The organism is Rugamonas aquatica, from assembly GCF_009380215.1.
Classification (GTDB): Bacteria; Pseudomonadota; Gammaproteobacteria; order Burkholderiales; family Burkholderiaceae_D; genus Rugamonas; species Rugamonas aquatica_B.
This window is the reverse complement of record NZ_WHUG01000008.1, coordinates 191,636-209,710: the sequence shown is the minus strand read 5'-3', so window position 1 is coordinate 209,710 and position 18,075 is coordinate 191,636. Positions and strand designations below refer to the sequence as shown.

The following is an 18,075-nucleotide window of genomic DNA, read 5'->3' as shown; positions in this document are numbered from 1 at the left end:
GCCATGCGCCTCGCCATCGTCTCCGACATCCACGGCAACCTGGCCGCGCTGGAAGCGGTAGCGGCCGACATAGTCCGCCACGGTGTGGACGCGGTCGTCAATCTGGGCGACAGCCTGTCCGGGCCGCTGCTGCCGCTGGAGACGGCGCAATTCCTGATGGCGCAGGACTGGACCCACCTGGCCGGCAACCACGAACGACAGATCCTGGAACTGCATGCAGGCTCCGGCGCGGCCGACCGCTACGCCCACGCGCAGCTGACATCGCGCGAACTGGACTGGATCGCCAGCCTGAGGCCGTCGCTGCAATACAGCGCCGACATCTTCCTGTGCCACGGCACACCATCGAGCGACATCACCGGCCTGCTGGAAACAGCCGACCGCCACGCCGCCGCCGCCGACATCGAGCAGCGCCTGGGCGCGGTCGACGCCGGCCTGATCGCCTGCGGCCACACGCACGTGCCACGCAGCGTACGCAGCGCGCGCGGCCAGCTGATCGTCAACCCGGGCAGCGTCGGCCAGCCGGCCTATGCCGACGACCACCCCTACCCTCACGCCATCGAATCCGGCTCACCCGACGCCCGCTACGCCATCGTCGAACACCGCCAGGGGCAATGGCAAGCGCAACTGCACAACATCCCCTACGACCACCGCAGCATGGCCGCACTGGCCCGCCGCAACGGCCGCGAAGACTGGGCTACCGCGCTGAGCAGCGGCTACATGCCGTAGCCGATCAGAGACGTCCTGACTCAAGCAGAGCGCTCCACTGCTCCAGCTTTTGTGCCAACGTAAGCGAGGCATGCGCCGGCGAAGTCGATGGCAGCACCACGGTGCGATACCCGGCGGCAGCAAACTGCGGCGCGAACTTGCCGGAGGTCTGGCCATTGAAGCCCACCGTCTCCAGCAGCGGACACAGCTCGCGCAAGCGGGCGAAGTCGTTGGCGGCGGGCTTGCGGATGGCCGAGTCGAGACTGCCCTCGCGCTCGCAGGCGCCCAGCACATCCCACAGCCCGAAGCCATGCGCCAGCAGGCGCGGCAGGCGTTCCGCATACGGCAGGTCCGCCAGCGGCTCGCCGGTCAAGGCTGACAAGATCGGCCACAGCAGATTGCGCGGATGCGCGTAGTATTGCTGCGCCGCCAGCGATGCGGCGCCGGGAAAGCTGCCCAGCACCAGGATGCGCGTGCGCTCGTCGATCACCGGCGCGAGACCGGCCAGCGCCGGACTAAGGGAAGAGGTTGCATGAGCCATGGCCGCATTGTACCCAAGCCCGGCGCCGCCACGTTTCAGGTGTAGAATTTACCGACGGCCCGACCGTACAATAAAAACAGGAGACACCCATGTCGCAACCGCGCACCATCGATACCTTGCTGGCCCAGTACAGCGAAAGCCATCTCAACCCCACCAATGAAGTCATCCACTTCATCTGCGTGCCCATCATCGTGTTCACGCTGCTGGGGCTGCTGTGGGCCGCGCATCCGCTGCTGGCGGTGACGGTGACGCTGGCCTCGCTGGTCTATTACTTCAAGCTGTCGAAGCCGTTCGCCGTGGGCATGCTGATGATGAGCACGCTGATGCTGGCCCTGCTGGCGGCGCTGCCGGACAAGGCCATCCTGCCGCTGTCGCTGGCGATCTTCGTGCTGGCGTGGATAGGCCAGTTCATCGGCCACAAGATCGAGGGCAAGAAGCCATCGTTCTTCGACGACCTGCGCTTCCTGCTGATCGGGCCGCTGTTCGTGCTGGGCTTTCTGTACCGCCGGCTGAAACTGGCGTATTAATGGAAGCCGGCGAAGGCGAACAGCGTCTGGGCGGCGCCCTGCATCTCTTCGTCGGCCAGCCATAGCACCAGCGCGGTGCTGACCGCGACATAGCCCAACAAGCTGACGACTTTGATCTGCAGCGCGGTACTCATGCCGCTCTCCCTTGATTGATGTGTCATTCCATCATACTTGCACTTTCAACAAAATGCTCAAAATTTACGCAACAGAAACAAATTAATGCCGCCTCTGTTGCGCCGCAACAAAATCGTGACTCACCAGCAAGAATCGACGGGCGCAGTTATACTCGCCCGATGCCCTCCCCACTCCTGTTTATCGCCGCCTGCCTGATCTGGGGCTCCACCTTTTTCGCCATCACGCTGCAGCTGGGCGAGGTCGCGCCCGCCGTCTCGGTGGTCTACCGTTTCGCGCTGTCTTCGGCGGTGTTGTTCGCCTGGTGCCTGGCGCGCGGCGACAAGCTGCTGATGCCCTGGCGCGCCCAGCGCTGGATGTTCCTGCAAGGCGCCGCCAGCTTCTGCGTCAGCTACATCTGCACCTACAGCTCCGAGCAATACCTGGTCTCCGGCCTGGTCGCCGTGCTGTTCGCGCTGATGGTGTTCTGGACGCCCATCCTCAACCGCATCGCCTTCGGCACCCCGCTCAGCTGGCGCACCTGGAGCGCAGGCGCGGTCGCCATCGGCGGCGTGGTGCTGCTGTTTTCCCGGTCGATCAGCGGCGCCTGGAGCGACATCCTGTCCGGCGGCAACGGCCACTTCCTGCTCGGCCTGGCGCTAGCCTTGAGCGCCACCATCGCCAGCACGGTCGGCAACGCCCTCGTCGTCAAGGTGCGCGAGCAATCGTCCAATGTGCTGCTGACCATGGCCTGGTCGATGATGTGGGGCACCCTGCTGGTGGCGCTGTGGGTGCTGGTCAGCGGCCAGCGCTTCACCATGCCCGCCGGCCTGCCCTACTGGGGCGGCTTGCTGTACCTGTCGCTGTTCGGCTCGGTAATCGCCTTCGCCGCCTACTTCACGCTGATCCACCGCATCGGTTCGCAGAAGGCCGTGTACATCGGCGTCGTCACGCCCGTCATTTCCGTGCTGCTGTCGATCCAGCTGGAGCACTTCCGGCCCGGCCCGCTGGAATGGGCCGGCATGATATTGTGCCTGTCCAGCGTCGCCTGGGCGCTGCAAACCGATACCCCGAAAACCACCACCACAGAAAGCATCGTAGAAGCCTGATGAGCCATTCCGACCTGACCATACGCCCGGCCCAGCCGGCCGACGCCGCCGCCATTTTCGGCATGATTTACGAACTGGCCGTGTTTGAGAAACTGGAACACATGGTGGTCGCCAACGAAGCCATGCTGCGCGACAGCCTGTTCTGCGAACGCCCGGTGTGCGAAGCGCTGGTCGGCGAAGTGGATGGCGAAGTCGTCACCTTCGCGCTGTTCTTCCACAACTTCTCCACCTTCCTGTGCAAGAAGGGCCTGTACCTGGAGGACCTGTACGTCAAGCAGAGCCGCCGCGGCAAGGGCTACGGCAAGCAGATGCTGGTGGCGCTGGCCCAGCTGGCGGTGGAGCGCGACTGCGGCCGCTTCGAATGGTCGGTGCTGGACTGGAACAGCAACGCCATCAAGCTGTACGAAAGCATGGGCGCCTCGCTGCTGCCGGAATGGCGCATCTGCCGCGTCACCGGCGACGCGCTGACGCATATGTCCCAAGGGGCTTGATACAGATCAAGGTGCGGCGCGATCCCGCTTGCACAATGATTGTCGATACCCGCTCGCTGGAGACAATCATGGTCAACTTGCCGCCCTTCGTCACCGTCCTTTACAAAGCCTGGCTGCGCGCGCGGCTGGAGCGCTACATGCGGGCGCTGGACGCCATCGCCGCCCAGCGCGAGAACGACTTCCACGCCGAGCGCGTGCTGCACAAGGAAGTGGTACTGCTGCGCTCCAAGCTACACTCGCTGTGACGCCGCCCGGCCCCGGACGGCCAGCCGCTCCAGCAACTCGAACGCGGCCTGCGTCAGCAGCGCCAGCAAAGCCGCCGGTATCGCGCCGGCCAGCAGCATATCGTTATCGTTCAGCGCCAGGCCGATGGTGATGCGCTCGCCGTAGCCGCCGGCGCCGATGAAGGCGGCGATGGTCGCCGTCCCCACGCTCATCACCGCCGCCGTCTTGACGCCCGCCAGGATCACCGGCAAGGCCAGCGGCAATTCCACATGCACCAGCCGCTGCCACGGCCGCAGGCCCAGCGCCTGCGCCGCCAGCCGCAGGCCTTCCGGCACCTGCAGCAAACCGGTGCAGGTATTGCGCACGATGGGCAGCAGCGCATACACCAGCAGCGCCACCAGCGCCGGCACCGTGCCTATCATGCCCAGCAAGGGGATCAGCAGCGCCAGCAAGGCCAGCGACGGCACGGTTTGCAGCACGCCCGCCAAACCCAGCACCACCTGCCGCAGGCGCGGCAAGGCCGCCGCCAGCACGCCCATCGGAATGCCGATCACGCACGCCAGCAGCACCGCCACCAGCACCAGCGTCAGATGCTGGCGCGTCTGCGGCCACAGGTTCTTGTCGAACAGTTTGGCCATCAGGCCGTCGCGCACCGGCGCGGCTGCGGGCGCCGCGCCGGCCGCCGTCAGCGCAGCGCCGCTCGCCAGCGGCTTGTGCGCCGCCAGCCAGTCGCGCGCCACGTTGGCGAAGTTCTGGCCATCGATTTCGGCGGCCGCGTTCATCGCGATCATGTCCGCCGCGCTGATGCGGCCTTCCAGCTGCGTGATCGCCTTCCACGCGGCCGGGAAGCGCTCGGCCGCATCGAGGCGGTACAGCAGCACCGCGTCGTAGCGCGGGAAGTAGGCGCGGTCGTCCTCCAGCACGCGCAGGCCGTACTGGCGGATCTTGGCGTCGGTGGAGTAGATGTCGATCACGTCGACCTGCCGTTGCATCAAGGCCTCGTAGGCGATGCCGTGGTCCAGGCCTTCCGGCCGCTGCGGCAGGCCGTAGCGTTTGGCCAGGCCCGGCCAGCCGTCGGCGCGGCCGATGAATTCATGCGACAGGCCGAAACGCAGGCGCGGCTGCGTGACCAGCTCACTGAGCTTTTTCAGGCCGTCCGCATCGCCGCGCACCGCCAGCGCATAGGTGTTGTTGAAGCCCAGCGGCACCGCCACGCCCAAGCCCATGGGCGCCAGCTCGCGGCGGATCTGCTCCAGCGGCGCGGCCTGCTGGTGCTTGAGGATCTCCAGGTCGATGGTGCCGAGGTATTCGGGATAGACGTCGATGCGGCCGGCCTGCAGCGCCGCCAGGACGATGGCGGTATTGCCCAGGCCTTGCAGATGCTCGACCTTCGCGTGCGGCGATGACGTCTGCGCCAGCACCTCGCCCAGGATGTAGGATTCGGTAAAGCGCTTGGAGCCCACGTGCAGCGTGTCGCCCGAGGCGGCGCATGCCGCGCCGCCGAACCACAGCGCCAGAAAAATAACTAGCAATCGTCCTTGCACAAGCTCTCCGGAATGATGGTCAATCCGGAGAGCTTACCATCAAGCGCTTGCGCGCATCGCCGTTATGCGCCAGCGCGCAGCATGGCCGCCTTCAAAGCCTGGCTGATGGTTTCATACGATTCCGACAGGTGGGCCTTGGCCTCGCGGCTCATCGGCCTGGCCATCGCGCCACGGATATCGCGTTGCAGCGCCAGCGCATTCTCGCGTTGCAGGCTGCGCGCATCGGCCGGCGTGGTGGCCGAGGAGCGCAGCAGGATCGCGGTGATGCGCTTCAAATGCTCGCGCTGCAGATTGCGGCGCATGCCGTTGATGTCCTTGCCGGTTTTCAGCTCGCTCCACACCGCATCCTGCACGGAGGTGTACAACTCGTCGAGACTGAGCGCCTGCTTGCGGTCGTCCAGCTTTTCCTGCGAATCGAGCAGGCGCACCGCCACCGCATCCGACATCAGCTGATCCAGCGCCGCCGCCTGCAGGAACAGCACGCGGCCGCCCACCGACACGTCGGCCCGTCCGCGCGACTCGAAATGATCCGAGCCCAGACGGCTTATCATCGCCGGCGAGAACTGGAAGCTGTCCGACTTGAACAGGCTGGAGGTCAGCATCTGCAAGGCGGCCCGCTGGCGCGGCAGCGGCACCGGCGTGAAGGTGGCGCGGCCGGTGCCGGCGTGGTCGCGCAGATAGGTCACGCCGCCCACGTACTTGACCACCACCGGCATGGTGCGCGCAAACTGCTGGAAGCCGTAGTCGAAACTGCGGCGCAGCGTTTCATAGCTCTCGCCCGGCTTCAGCGTGCGCCTTTGCAGACGGTCCCACAGCTCGCGCGAGATCGTCAGACGGCGCTGGAAGTAGGCCAGCGGATCGCTGCCCAGATCGAACACGTTCACATCCGGATCGGAATTGAAGCCGCCCGCATCCTGGTCGGTGCCGAAGGCCAGCAGCGGCTCGTTGGAGCGGCCGGCGATCTTCGCCAGCTCTTCCTTCTCCTGCGCCGGCTCGATAGGCTTGTAGGCGTACTCGATGGCCCAGTAATCGTAAGGGCCCAGCGTCGATGCCACATACTCGCCCTGCTTCTCGCCCTTGAGCGACAGGTTGAACGGCGTGTAGTCCATGATCGATCCGGCCAGGCCGTTCTTCTTCGTGAACTCCGGATCCTGCAACTGCTTCAGGGTGTAGATGGTCGACGAGCGGAAGTTGTGGCGCAGGCCCAGCGTGTGGCCGATCTCGTGCATCACCACCGAGCGCACATAGGCTTGCGCCAGCGCGTCCGCTTCCGGGCTGCCCATTTCCAGTTCGCCGCGCGCCTCCAGCAGGCCCATGGCGAAGCCCATCTCGGACGCCGACTCCTGCATGTAATCGCAGCGCGCCTCCTGGCCCGGCAGGGCCAGCGGCTCCTGCATGGACATGCCGTCCTCGCCGATCATGCGGCGCGCGCCGCGCGCGAACACGTCGGACATGCCGATGTCCGCATCGAGGATCTCGCCGCTGCGCGGGTCGACCTGACGCGGGCCGATGGCGAAGCCGACATCGCTGCCGAGGAACCAGCGCACCGACGCATGACGCGCATCCATCGTATCGAAGCGGTCCTTCTCGGTCTGCTGCTTGACCACGATGGCGTTCCTGAAGCCGATGCGTTCGAACGCCGCGTTCCAGGCCAGCACGCCCTGCTTCACCGACTCGCGGTACTTCTCCGGGATGTTCGCGTCGAGCCAATAGACGATGGGCTGCTTCGGTTCCGACAGCGCCTGCGCCGGATCCTGCTTCTCCAGGCGCCAGCGCTGGATCACATGCTGCGCCGTGGTCGGCGTCACGTCGTCCGAGTAGTCTTGCATGGTGTTGACGAAGTGGCCAACGCGGTCGTCCGCAGGCCGGCCATGCATGGGCTGCGCAGGCAGCGGCATGAAGCTGTAGTAAAAGCCGAGGAACATGCTGCGCGGGTCCGGCAGCGTGGTCGGCGGACTGGGAACCGGCACCGGCGTGGTCGGCGCCACCAGCGGCGGCGCGGCGATGCGCGGCACGAAGAAGTGGGCGTTGACCTGCAAGCCCGTCATGCTCTCATCGGAGCGGATGGTCTGGAAGCTGCTGTTGCGCGCATCCATCGCATACTGCAGGCGGAAAGCCGATTCCAAGCGGGTGGTAAAGCTCGGGATATCGCCGAACAGCAGGACATTGGCCTCGACCAGGATGCCGTGGTTCTGCGGATTCGGGCCGCTGGCCACGGGCGCGATCGCCAGCAGGCTGTCCGAGTACGCCTGCGACACCGCCAGCGCCTGCGGCGTGCCGGCCTTGGCGCCGTACTCCGTGTTCTTGGCGATCATCTGCACCAGATTGCCGATGCGGTGGAACACCACCACTTCGCTGCGGCCCATCTGGCTGCCGTAGATGCCACGCTCGCCGATCCCGTTCGGTATGTTCACGGTCATGAAGATAGGGCGGTCGAACTGGTCGGGGCGCAGCTCGATCCAGACTTTTTCCTCTTTCTGGTACAGGTTCAAAAAGCCCTGCAAATGCGCCGCGCCGCGTATCACCTCGGCGTAAGGCCGTGGCGCGGCGGCGGGGGGAGCGGCCGGCGTTGGCGTGGCGGGCGGCTGCGCCGGAGCGGCGGCGGCCGCCGGCGCTTCCGGTGCATGCGGGACGGGGGTAGGCGGCACCGGCTCCTGGGCCAGCGCCTGCGCGCCGAGCGTCAGCAAGACGGCGGCGCGGAGAGAATTCAAGACAAACATGGATATCCTGTTACGTTAGAAGAGGCATCCCGGTACTGTAACCGAAACAATAACTAACGAAACAGAATTTCCCGAGGCCGCCCTCTAAACCTGCGGCGAACGCAACACCCCTGCATTGACCACGCCCCGGCACGGATTGAGGCCGATGGCATAGGACAGGTCGGCCGGACGGGCGATGCGCCACAGCGCGAAGTCGGCGCGCTTGCCCACTTCCAGGCTGCCGATCTGCTGTTCGCGCCCCAGCGCGCGGGCGGCGTGCAGCGTGCAGCCGGCCAGCGCCTCCAGTGGCGTCAGGCGCCACAGCGTGCAGACCATATTCATCGCCAGCAGCAGGGACGTCATCGGCGAGGTGCCGGGATTGCAGTCGGTGGACACCGCCATCGGCACGCCTGCGGCGCGCAGCGCGGCGACCGGCGGCGGCGTGGTATCGCGCAGGAAGTAGTAGGCGCCCGGCAGCAGCACCGCCACGGTACCGGCGGCGGCCATCGCGGCGATGCCGGCTTCGCTCAGGTGTTCCAGATGGTCGGCGGACAAACCGTTGTAACGCGCCACCAGTTCGGCGCCGCGCTGGTCGGACAGCTGCTCCGCGTGCAGCTTGACCGGCAGGCCATGCTCGCGCGCGGCCTGGAACACGCGCTCCGTCTGCTCATGCGAGAAGCCTATGCGCTCGCAGAAGGCGTCGACGGCGTCGGCCAGGCCTTCGGCGGCCAGCGGCGCGATCATCGCGCAGACTTCGGTGATGTAGTCGTCGGCGCGGCCCGCGAACTCCGGCGGCAGCGCATGCGCGCCGAGGAAGGTGGTGGCCACGCTGACCGGCAGTTCGCGGCCGATGCGGCGCGCCACGCGCAGCATGTTCGCTTCCGATTCCAGCGCCAGGCCGTAGCCGGATTTGATCTCCAGCGTGGTCACGCCTTCGGCCAGCAGGCTGCACACGCGCGGCAGGCTTTGCCGCAGCAGCTCATCCTCCGACGCGGCGCGGGTGGCGCGCACAGTGGACATGATGCCGCCGCCGGCGCGCGCGATGTCCTCGTAGGTGGCGCCGTTGAGGCGCGCCTCGAATTCGTCGCTGCGGTTGCCGGCGTGGACGATGTGGGTGTGGCAGTCGATCAGGCCCGGCGTCAGCCAGCAGCCGCCGCCATCGTGCACGGTGACGGCCAAAGCGCCCTGCGGCATCTCGGCCTTGGGGCCCAGCCAGGCGATCCGGCCATCCTTGACGGCGATGGCGGCATCGCGGATCTCACCGTAACCATCTGCCATCGTGGCCAGATGCACGTTCGTAAACAACACATCCCACATGCTCGCTACTTTCGAATTAATTGTTGATGATATCGACCACGAACACCGTCGCCTGCTGGGTCTCCATCGACCACTCGTCCTCCGCCTCCATCACCAGCACGTCGTAGCGCACCATGGCGATGCGTTCGCGCGCGCTGCTCAGCGTCAGGCTCTCGCCGTCGGCCAGGAACAGCAGCGTGGTGGCGCTGCGGCGCTTCAGCAGCTCGGTGCCGCGCACCACGCGCGGCTCCAGCCGGTGGCGGCAGCGGCCGCGCCGCGTCATCACATTGAAGTCGGTGGTCAGGCTGCCGGTGACGGTGGCGTGCACCGCGGCCTCGCCGTCGAATTCGATCAGCGGTTCGCTGGGGCTGAGCACGAAGCGCTCGTCGCCGAAGTCCAGCAGCACGCCGTCGCCGGCCACCAGCGCCAGCGAACGGTCGATGCCGGGGAAGGAGGAAAACGGGCCGCTTTGCGAGATGGTCGCCAGGCTGACGCGCCAGTCGAATTCATCGAAGCCGGAGCCGGAAGGCGAGACGGCAATTTCCGTCGTGCTGCCGCCGCCGTTTTTCCACGGCGCGGGCCGCAGGCTTGCATACTGGATTAGCTGGGTCATCGGAACTCCCTCAGTTCGGCCAAGGTCTGCTTGAAGCGCGCAGCGATCGCCTGCTGCGCAACGTGCTGCTGATTGCGTACTACCCACCGGCCGCCGACCATCACGTCCTTGACCAGATTGTCGTTGCCGCAGAAGACGAAGCTGCCGAGTACCTCGTCCAGCGCCAAGCCATACAGATTCGGGTGCTGGTCATCCAGCACGATCACATCGGCGCGGCGGCCCGGCGCCAGCGCGCCCACCGGCCGTCCGCTGGCCTGCGCCCCGCCCTGCAAGGCGCCCTGCCACAGGAAGTCGCCGACATTGCGCTGCCCGGCCGACACCGCGATATTGCGGCGCTGGTGTTGCAGGCGCTGGCCGTATTCCAGCCAGCGCAGCTCTTCCACCGCGCTCTGCGAAATATGGCTGTCGCTGCCGATGCCGAACCGTCCGCCCGCCGCCAGGAAATCCTCCAGCGGGAACAGGCCGTCGCCCAGGTTGGCTTCCGTGGTCGGGCACAGGCCCGCCACGGCGCCGCTCTGCGCCATCTGGTCCACCTCGTCGCGCATCAGATGCGTGGCGTGGATCAGGCACCAGCGTTCGTTCACCTCCACCTGGTCCAGCAGCCATTGCACCGGGCGGCGTCCGCTCCAGTCCAGCGACTGCTGCACTTCCTGCTTCTGCTCGGCGATGTGGATGTGCACCGGACGGTCGTCCGGCAACGTCAACAACACCTCGTTAATCTGCGCCACCGACGCCGCTCGCAGCGAATGCGGCGCCACGCCCACCTCGGTCTGCGCGTCGCGCAGGGGTTCCAGCGCCTCGATCACCCGCAACACGTCCTGCGGATCGGTCTTGAAGCGCTTCTGCTCCGGCTTCAAGGCGCTTTCGCCGAAGCCGGAATAACTATACAACACTGGCAGCATGGTCATGCCGATTCCCGCCAAACGTGCGGCGGCGATGACACGCTCCGCCGTTTCCGCCGGGCGCGGATACATGGCGCCGTCCGCCGCACGCTGCACGTAATGGAACTCGCACATGGAGGTGTAGCCATGGCGCAGGCATTCGGAAAACAGCTGGGCCGCGATGGCTTCGATATGCTCGGGCGTGATGTTGCGCGCGAAGCGGTACATCAGGTCGCGCCAGGTCCAGAAGCTGTCCTTGGTGTCGCCGGCCTTTTCCGTGCGGCCGCCCAGCGCCCGCTGGAAGCTGTGCGAATGCAGGTTGATCATGCCCGGCAGCGCGTATTCAACGATCTGCGCCACCACCTGCTCGCCGGCCGGCAGCACCGCCCCGGCCTCGGCGCGGACGATGGTGCCGTCGGCATCCCACTCGATCAGCACATCCTTGCGCCAGCCCTCGGGCAGCAGCGCGTTGCGCGCAAACAGGCGATTCATGCGCGCCCCCAATCGGCGGCGGCCTGCGTCATCTGCATCAACACGCCCTGCACCTGCTGCGCGCGGTCCTCGCGGTAGCCGTACGGCGCTTCCTCATCCATATACGTGGACTGGCACATCTCCAGCTGGATCGCATGCACGTTGTTGGCCGGCTGGCCGTAGTGGCGGGTGATATGCCCGCCCTTGAAGCGGCCGTTGACGGCCACGCTGAACTGGTCCTGCGCCAGCGCGCGCGCCACGATGGCGTCGCTCAGGCCCGGCGCGCAGCTCTTGCCGTCGGCCGTGCCGAAGTTCAGGTCCGGCAGCTTGCCTTCGAAGAAGCGCGGCACCACCGACGCGATCGAATGCGCGTCCCACAGCACCACGCGGCCGTGCAGCGCCAGCAGGCGATCCAGCTCGGCGCGCAGTTGGTCGTGATACGGCTTCCAGTACGCGGCCAGGCGGCGCTGCACCTCGGCCTCGCTGGGCGTATGGCCTTCGCGGTACAGCGGCTCGCGGTGGAAGGTATCGACCGGGCACAGGCCGGTCGTGTCCTGGCCCGGATACAGGTTGGTGTTCTCCGGCGGACGATTCAGATCGATGACGTAGCGCGACCAGCGCGCCGACAAGGTCGACGCACCCATCTCACCCAGGAACTCGTACAGGCGCACCAGGTGCCAGTCCGTGTCCTGCTTGTCGACGGCGGCCGGCGTCATCGCCGCCGCCACGTCATCGGGTATATCGGTGCCCACGTGCGGCATGGACACCAGCAAGGGAATACTGCCTGCTTTGAACTGATAGTCCATGACGCCTCCTCTTACGGGTGCAGCGGCGTGAACAGGCTCTTGCACGACGCGCTCAACTCGCCGCGCATGACCATGCCCTTGGCTGCTTCGATGTCCGGCGCGAAGAAGCGGTCGGCGTCGAAGAACGGCACCTTCTGGCGCAGCTGCGCATGCACATGCTCCAGGTGCGGCGAGGTTTTCAGCGGACGGTGGAAGTCGATGCCCTGCGCAGCAGCCAGCAGCTCGATGCCGACGATGACGGCGGTATTGTGCGCCATGTCGTCCAGGCGGCGCGCCGCATAGGTCGCCATGCTGACGTGGTCTTCCTGGTTGGCCGAAGTCGGGATCGAATCGACGCTGCCAGGATGGGCCAGCGACTTGTTCTCCGACGCCAGCGCGGCGGCGGTGACGTGGGCGATCATGAAGCCCGAGTTCACGCCCGGATCGCGCACCAGGAACGGCGGCAGGCCGGACAAGGTGGCGTCGATCAGCAGCGCGATGCGGCGTTCGGAGATGGCGCCGATTTCGGCGATCGCCAGCGCCAGCGTGTCGGCGGCGAAGGCCACCGGCTCGGCGTGGAAGTTACCGCCCGAGACCACCACCGACAGCTCGCCGTCCTTGAACAGCAGCGGATTGTCGGTGACGGCGTTGGCTTCGATCAGCAGCGTGCGCGAGGCGTTGTTGATGATGTCCCAGCAGGCGCCCATCACTTGCGGCTGGCAGCGCAGGCAGTATGGGTCTTGCACGCGCTCGTCGCCGACCAGGTGCGAGGCGCGGATCGCGCTGTTGCTGACTAGTTGACGATAGATGGAGGCGGCGGCGATCTGGCCCGGCTGGCCGCGCACTTCGTGCACGCGGGCGTCGAACGGCGAATCGGAACCCTTGGCCGCGTCCAGCGACAGCGCGCCGGCCACCATGCCCGCTTCCAGCAGGCGCTCGGCCATGAACAGGCCGTGCAGCGCCAGCGCGGTCGACACCTGGGTGCCGTTGATCAGCGCCAGGCCTTCTTTCGCGGCCAGCACCACCGGTGCGATGTTGGCGGCTTTCAGCGCGTCGGCGGCCTGCATCAGTTCACCGTTGACGCGCACTTCGCCCACGCCCAGCATCGCCAGCGTCATGTGCGACAGCGGCGCCAGGTCGCCCGAGGCGCCGACCGAACCCTTGGCCGGAATGGCCGGCATGATGCCGGCGTTATACAGCGCGATCAGCGTGTCGATAATCAGCGGGCGCACGCCCGAGTAGCCGCGCGCCAGGCTGCCGATCTTCATCAGCAGGATCAGGCGGCAGACCGCGTCCGACAGCAGCTCGCCGGTGCCGACCGAGTGCGACAGGATCAGGTTGCGCTGCAGCTGTTCCAGCTTCTCGTCCGGGATGCGGGTCTTGGCCAGCAGGCCGAAACCGGTGTTGATGCCGTAGGCGGCATCGCCCTTGGCGACGATGGCGCGCACGGCGGCGGCCGATGCTTCGATGACGGGATAGGCTTCGGCGGCCAGCGACAGCGGGCCGGCGGCGGTCCACACGGCGCGCAGTTCGGTCAGGGTCATCGCGCCCGGTTTCAGGGTCAGTGCATTTGGTTTCATAGGTACTCTCGAATTATTTAATCATTGGCAGATTGAGGCCGTTGCGCTTGGCGCAGGCGACCGCAGTCTCGTATCCCGCATCGGCGTGACGCATCACGCCCGAAGCGCTGTCGTTGACCAGCACGCGCGCCAGGCGCTTGGCGGCGGCGTCGGTGCCGTCGGCCACGATCACCACGCCGGAGTGCTGCGAATAGCCCATGCCCACGCCGCCGCCATGGTGCAGCGACACCCAGGTCGCGCCGCCGGCGGTGTTGAGCAGCGCGTTCAGCAGCGGCCAGTCGGAGACGGCGTCGGTGCCGTCTTTCATGCTTTCGGTTTCGCGGTTAGGGCTGGCGACGGAGCCGGTGTCCAGGTGGTCGCGGCCGATGACGACCGGCGCTTTCAGCTCGCCGTTGCGCACCATCTCGTTGAAGGCCAGGCCGGCGATGTGACGCTCGCCCAGGCCCAGCCAGCAGATACGCGCCGGCAGGCCCTGGAAGGCGATGCGCTCGCGCGCCATGTCCAGCCAGCGGTGCACATTGGCGTGGTGCGGGAACAGCTCCTTGATCTTGGCGTCGGTCTTGTAGATGTCTTCCGGGTCGCCGGACAGCGCCACCCAGCGGAACGGGCCGCGGCCTTCGCAGAACTGCGGGCGGATATAGGCCGGCACGAAGCCAGGGAAATCGAAGGCGTTCTTGACGCCGTGGTCAAACGCGACCTGGCGGATATTGTTGCCGTAGTCGACTACCTTGGCGCCCAGCGTCTGGAAGTCCAGCATCGCCTGCACGTGCACCGCGCACGATGCGGTGGCGGCGGCTTTCAGTTCGGCGTGGCGGGCGTCGTCATGCTGCGCGGTTTTCCACTGGTCGACCGACCAGCCTTGCGGCAGGTAGCCGTTGATCAGGTCATGGGCCGAAGTCTGGTCGGTGACGACATCAGGAACGATGCCGCCGGCCTTGGCGCGGCGCACCAGCTCCGGCAGCACGTCGGCCGCGTTGCCCAGCAGGCCGATGGAGATGGCGTCGCCATTGGCCTTGTGCAGTTTGATTAGTTCCAGCGCCTCGTCAATGCTGGCGGCCTGCTTGTCCAGGTAGCGGGTGCGCAGGCGGAAGTCGATGCTGCTTTGCTGGCACTCGATGGTCAGCGACACGGCGCCGGCCATGGTGGCGGCCAGCGGCTGTGCGCCGCCCATACCGCCCAGGCCTGCGGTCAGCACCCAGCGGCCTTTGAGGTCGCCGCCGAAATGCTGGCGGCCCGCTTCGGCGAAGGTTTCGAAGGTGCCCTGCACGATGCCCTGGGTGCCGATGTAGATCCACGAGCCGGCCGTCATCTGGCCGTACATGAACAGGCCTTTGCGGTCCAGTTCATTGAAGTGTTCCCAGTTGGCCCATTTCGGCACCAGGTTGGAATTGGCGATCAGTACGCGCGGTGCGTCTTCGTGGGTCTGGAACACGCCGACCGGCTTGCCGGACTGGATCAGCAGGGTTTGATTGTCTTCCAGTTCGCGCAGCGAGGCCAGGATCTGGTCGTAGCATTCCCAGTTGCGGGCGGCGCGGCCGATGCCGCCGTAGACCACCAGGTGTTTCGGGTTTTCCGCCACTTCCTTGTCCAGATTATTCTGGATCATGCGGTAGGCCGCCTCGGCGCCCCAGTTTTTACAGGTGCGCTCGGGTCCGCGCGGGGCGCGGATTTCGCGGCTGGCGTCAAAACGTGGATCGCTGTCTAAATGGGTCGTCATGGTGGCTCCTGCTCCTGAGTGAGTGGGACCGGCTACGGGCGCAACCATGCACGCGCAGCCAGCGCATCCTCAAAGGATAAGTTGTATATACAACCAAGTCAATCAGTTTTTAAGCGGGCTGGAGGAACCAAGAGTCCCTGAGCTTGTCAAATAGCTTATCCGCATTTGTCATCTTGCCAGCATACGCCGGCGCGCGCTCACCCGGAGCCTCGATATGGTTGCCCTGCCGATCAACCTGCAGAATTTGTTGCGCCACCGCACAGTGGAGAGCGAGCGCATTGAGTACAAAGCGGCGTGGAATCCTGATGCGGTCATCCGCACCCTGTGCGCGTTCGCCAACGACTTTGAAAATCTCGGCGGCGGCTACACTTTGATGCTGGCCTATCTTCAAGAAGTGGCAGCGCGCTGGCGGACTATGCGGAGGAGCTCTCCGTAGATGAGTTGCGCCGCCAGATAAACGTCGTAGACGGCCCAGTCGAGTCCCCTTGGCCCAAGAATGTCGGCCTCATGTTTTTTAACGAGACACCAGACCGGTTCTTCCCGTACACGCAGATAGATGTGGCGTGGTTCCCCGAAGGCGCTGGCGGTGATCAGTTTGACGAAAAAATATTTAAAGGGCCGTTGGCGCAATTAAGGCGATGGCAGGTAACGGCTCGCCACCGCCGCAGTTTGACACCGACGACGACCGCAGAGGGTGTCTGGTCAGGCTACCTTTTCACCACCTGGCTCAGTGGCCCGACCAGTCCAGCCTGGGCCTTACCCCGGAAGTCGCCCCCCAAGTTGCCCCTCAAGTCGCCCCCCCTAAGTCCTAAGCCTCGTCAAATTACTGGTGGAAGAATCGGCGCGTCAGCAACTCCAGCAGGCGCTGGGATTGAAGGATGTCAAACACTTCCGCAGGGCATATCTGCTGCCCGCGATGGAGGCCGGCTTGGTGCAGATGACCCGCCCTGACGCGCCTCGCAGCAGTAGCCAGCGATATAGATTAACCCCGGCGGGCCAGCAATGGCTAAAGCAACACGCCGACGATTAATCCGGCCGCTTATCCCTCTTGTACACCCGCTTGCCGCCCATCCAGGTCTGCAGCACCTGCGTCTTGCCGATTTGCTCGGCCGGCACCTTGAACAGGTCGCGGTCGATCAGGATGAAGTCGGCCCACTTGCCCGGCTCCAGCGTGCCGATGACGTTTTCCTGGTGCGCCGCATACGCCGCGTCCAGGGTGAAGCAGCGGAAGGCCTCGGTCAGCGTCATCGCCTGGTTCTTGTACCAGCCGCCGGCCGGCACGCCGGCGTTGTTCTGCCGCGTGACCGCCGCATGCAAGCCCTCGAACGGATTCGGCGACTCCACCGGGAAATCCGAACCGCAGGCGATGCGCGAACCCTGGTCCAGGAAAGTCCGCCACGCATACGCGCCCTTGATGCGCTCATGCCCCACGCGCTGCTCGGCCATGTTCTGGTCCGAAGTCGCATGCGTCGGCTGCATCGACGGCACGATGCCCAGCGCCTTGAAACGCGGGATGTCCTCCAGCGCCACCACCTGCGCATGCTCGATGCGGTGGCGCAGTTCGACGTTGTTATATTTCGGGATCAGCTGCGCGTACGCGTCCAGGATCTGCCGGTTGCCCGCGTCGCCGATGGCGTGCACATTGACCTGGTAGCCGGCCTTCATGGCCTTGTTCATCTTGGCCTGCATCTCCGCGTTCGGATAGAACAGCAGCCCTTTGGTCGACGGCATGTCGGAATACGGCGCCAGCAAGGCCGCGCCACGGCTGCCCAGCGCACCGTCCGAGTACAGCTTGACGGCGGCCAGCGCATACACGTCGTTGGCGTAGGACTTCAGCGGCCCCTCCTTGGACAGCTCGTCGAAATCGGCCGCCGTGTCGCCGATCATCGCGTACACGCGCGTGGTCAGTTTGCCGTGGTCGGCATAGTCGCGATACAGGTCGTCCTGCACCACGCGGATGCCGGCGTCGTGCACACTGGTCAGGCCCACCCTGGACAGCGCGGCCAGCGCGTGGTCCAGCATGCCGCGCGCCTCGTTCGGCGTCGGCAGCGGCACCACCTTGTTGACCAGCTCCATGGCGGCGTCCACCAACACGCCGCTAGGCTTGCCGGAGGCGTCGCGCTCGATCTTGCCGCCCTTCGGGTCCGGCGTATCCTTGCCGATGCCGGCCATCTCCAGCGCCTTGGTGTTGACCCAGACCGCATGGCCGTCAACGCGGCTCAGCAACACCGGACGGTCGCCCACCACCGCATCCAGCTCGGCGGCGGTCGGAAAGCGCCCCAGCTTCCACACTTCCTGGTTCCAGCCGAAGCCCCTGATCCAGGCGTTTTTCGGGTGCGACCGGCTGAATTCCGCCACCGCCCGCACCGCGCCGCCCAGGGACGTGGCGCTGAACAGCTCCACGCCGGAAGCGATTTCGCCCAGTTCGAACACGTGGCCGTGGGCGTCGATCAGGCCTGGCAGCAGGGTTTTGCCCTGCACATCGATGTGCTCCGCCTTCGGCAGCCGGGCCGCCGTTTCCCTCTCGCTGCCCACCGTGACGATGCGGCCCAGGTCATCGAATGCCAGCGATGTGAAGCGCTGCAAAGTACCCGCCGCGTTCAGCGTATAGCCGTTGGCATGGTCGATGATGGTGTCGGCCTGCGCCGGCGGCAAAACGGCGGACAAGGCCAGGCTGACGGCTGCGGCCAGCGGAGCGGGCGAAAACAGGGGTGCGCGCATCGATACTCTCCATTCAGAAGCAAGTAACAGAGTGTAGCGAACTTTGAGCCGGGGTCAAT

At 66.0% G+C, this 18,075-nt stretch carries 17 protein-coding genes and 1 pseudogene; 7 read left to right on the top strand and 11 right to left on the bottom strand.

What is annotated here, in order from left to right:
• Positions 1 to 3 precede the first annotated feature (3 nt).
• Entirely contained in the window at positions 4 to 726 is a 723-nt protein-coding gene (locus tag GEV02_RS20110; protein ID WP_152839718.1) for a metallophosphoesterase family protein, read from the top strand.
• Positions 727 to 730: 4 nt separating this feature from the next.
• Here GEV02_RS20110 and GEV02_RS20105 read toward each other — a convergent pair whose 3' ends face one another.
• Entirely contained in the window at positions 731 to 1,246 is a 516-nt protein-coding gene (locus tag GEV02_RS20105) for a DNA-deoxyinosine glycosylase (RefSeq protein WP_152839716.1), read from the bottom strand.
• 89 nt (positions 1,247 to 1,335) lie between these two features.
• On the opposite strand from GEV02_RS20105, the gene GEV02_RS20100 reads away from it, so the two are divergent.
• Positions 1,336 to 1,773, top strand: coding sequence for an Mpo1 family 2-hydroxy fatty acid dioxygenase (locus tag GEV02_RS20100; RefSeq protein WP_152839714.1), 438 nt, complete (start codon positions 1,336 to 1,338; stop codon positions 1,771 to 1,773).
• Here GEV02_RS20100 and GEV02_RS32965 read toward each other — a convergent pair.
• A complete protein-coding gene (locus GEV02_RS32965) occupies positions 1,770 to 1,907 on the bottom strand; it encodes a hypothetical protein (protein WP_174999195.1) in 138 nt (45 codons plus the stop codon). The genes GEV02_RS20100 and GEV02_RS32965 overlap by 4 nt on opposite strands.
• Before the next feature lie 159 nt (positions 1,908 to 2,066).
• Between GEV02_RS32965 and GEV02_RS20095 the strand changes: the two genes are divergently transcribed.
• From GEV02_RS20095 to GEV02_RS32960, 3 genes are all read left to right on the top strand, one after another.
• Positions 2,067 to 2,993 (top strand): DMT family transporter, encoded by a 927-nt coding sequence (locus GEV02_RS20095; protein ID WP_152839713.1) that lies wholly within the window; start codon positions 2,067 to 2,069, stop codon positions 2,991 to 2,993.
• Positions 2,993 to 3,484 carry a GNAT family N-acetyltransferase gene (locus GEV02_RS20090; RefSeq protein WP_152839711.1) on the top strand — a complete coding sequence of 164 codons (492 nt, stop codon included), beginning with the start codon at positions 2,993 to 2,995 and terminating at the stop codon, positions 3,482 to 3,484. The genes GEV02_RS20095 and GEV02_RS20090 overlap by 1 nt, the downstream gene beginning before the upstream one ends.
• Positions 3,485 to 3,552: 68 nt before the next feature.
• Complete coding sequence (locus GEV02_RS32960) at positions 3,553 to 3,729, top strand: hypothetical protein (protein ID WP_174999193.1); 177 nt, start codon at positions 3,553 to 3,555, stop codon at positions 3,727 to 3,729.
• On the opposite strand, the gene GEV02_RS20085 is transcribed toward GEV02_RS32960, so the two are convergent.
• The 8 genes from GEV02_RS20085 to hutU form a co-directional block, all read right to left on the bottom strand.
• Positions 3,715 to 5,241, bottom strand: a complete 1,527-nt coding sequence (locus tag GEV02_RS20085) for a glycine betaine ABC transporter substrate-binding protein (protein WP_235922847.1) — start codon at positions 5,239 to 5,241, stop codon at positions 3,715 to 3,717. The two genes, GEV02_RS32960 and GEV02_RS20085, sit on opposite strands and share 15 nt — an antisense overlap.
• 74 nt (positions 5,242 to 5,315) lie before the next feature.
• A complete protein-coding gene (locus GEV02_RS20080; protein WP_152839709.1) occupies positions 5,316 to 7,973 on the bottom strand; it encodes a zinc-dependent metalloprotease in 2,658 nt (885 codons plus the stop codon).
• Positions 7,974 to 8,057: 84 nt separating this feature from the next.
• Positions 8,058 to 9,269: an imidazolonepropionase gene (gene hutI, locus GEV02_RS20075; RefSeq protein WP_152839708.1), complete on the bottom strand. Its 1,212-nt coding sequence runs from the start codon at positions 9,267 to 9,269 to the stop codon at positions 8,058 to 8,060.
• Between the two features lie 16 nt (positions 9,270 to 9,285).
• Complete coding sequence (locus GEV02_RS20070) at positions 9,286 to 9,861, bottom strand: HutD/Ves family protein (RefSeq protein ID WP_152839706.1); 576 nt, start codon at positions 9,859 to 9,861, stop codon at positions 9,286 to 9,288.
• A complete protein-coding gene (locus tag GEV02_RS20065; RefSeq protein WP_152839704.1) occupies positions 9,858 to 11,234 on the bottom strand; it encodes a formimidoylglutamate deiminase in 1,377 nt (458 codons plus the stop codon). The genes GEV02_RS20070 and GEV02_RS20065 overlap by 4 nt, the downstream gene beginning before the upstream one ends.
• The gene (gene hutG, locus GEV02_RS20060; RefSeq protein ID WP_152839702.1) at positions 11,231 to 12,019 is read right to left on the bottom strand and encodes an N-formylglutamate deformylase; all 789 of its coding nucleotides are present in this window, start codon (positions 12,017 to 12,019) and stop codon (positions 11,231 to 11,233) included. The genes GEV02_RS20065 and hutG overlap by 4 nt, the downstream gene beginning before the upstream one ends.
• Positions 12,020 to 12,030: 11 nt before the next feature.
• The gene (gene hutH, locus GEV02_RS20055) at positions 12,031 to 13,578 is read right to left on the bottom strand and encodes a histidine ammonia-lyase (protein WP_152839700.1); all 1,548 of its coding nucleotides are present in this window, start codon (positions 13,576 to 13,578) and stop codon (positions 12,031 to 12,033) included.
• A 13-nt stretch (positions 13,579 to 13,591) separates the two neighbouring features.
• A complete protein-coding gene (gene hutU, locus GEV02_RS20050; protein WP_152839699.1) occupies positions 13,592 to 15,295 on the bottom strand; it encodes a urocanate hydratase in 1,704 nt (567 codons plus the stop codon).
• 214 nt (positions 15,296 to 15,509) lie between these two features.
• Between hutU and GEV02_RS33145 the strand changes: the two genes are divergently transcribed.
• Together GEV02_RS33145 and GEV02_RS33835 are read left to right on the top strand one after the other, a co-directional pair.
• Positions 15,510 to 15,731 carry an AlbA family DNA-binding domain-containing protein gene (locus GEV02_RS33145; protein WP_217433152.1) on the top strand — a complete coding sequence of 74 codons (222 nt, stop codon included), beginning with the start codon at positions 15,510 to 15,512 and terminating at the stop codon, positions 15,729 to 15,731.
• Between the two features lie 381 nt (positions 15,732 to 16,112).
• Positions 16,113 to 16,325: pseudogene (locus GEV02_RS33835) on the top strand (Fic family protein); the annotation flags it as partial.
• Here GEV02_RS33835 and GEV02_RS20040 read toward each other — a convergent pair.
• Entirely contained in the window at positions 16,322 to 18,016 is a 1,695-nt protein-coding gene (locus tag GEV02_RS20040) for an amidohydrolase (RefSeq protein ID WP_152839697.1), read from the bottom strand. The pseudogene GEV02_RS33835 and the gene GEV02_RS20040 overlap by 4 nt on opposite strands.
• Positions 18,017 to 18,075: the final 59 nt, after the last annotated feature.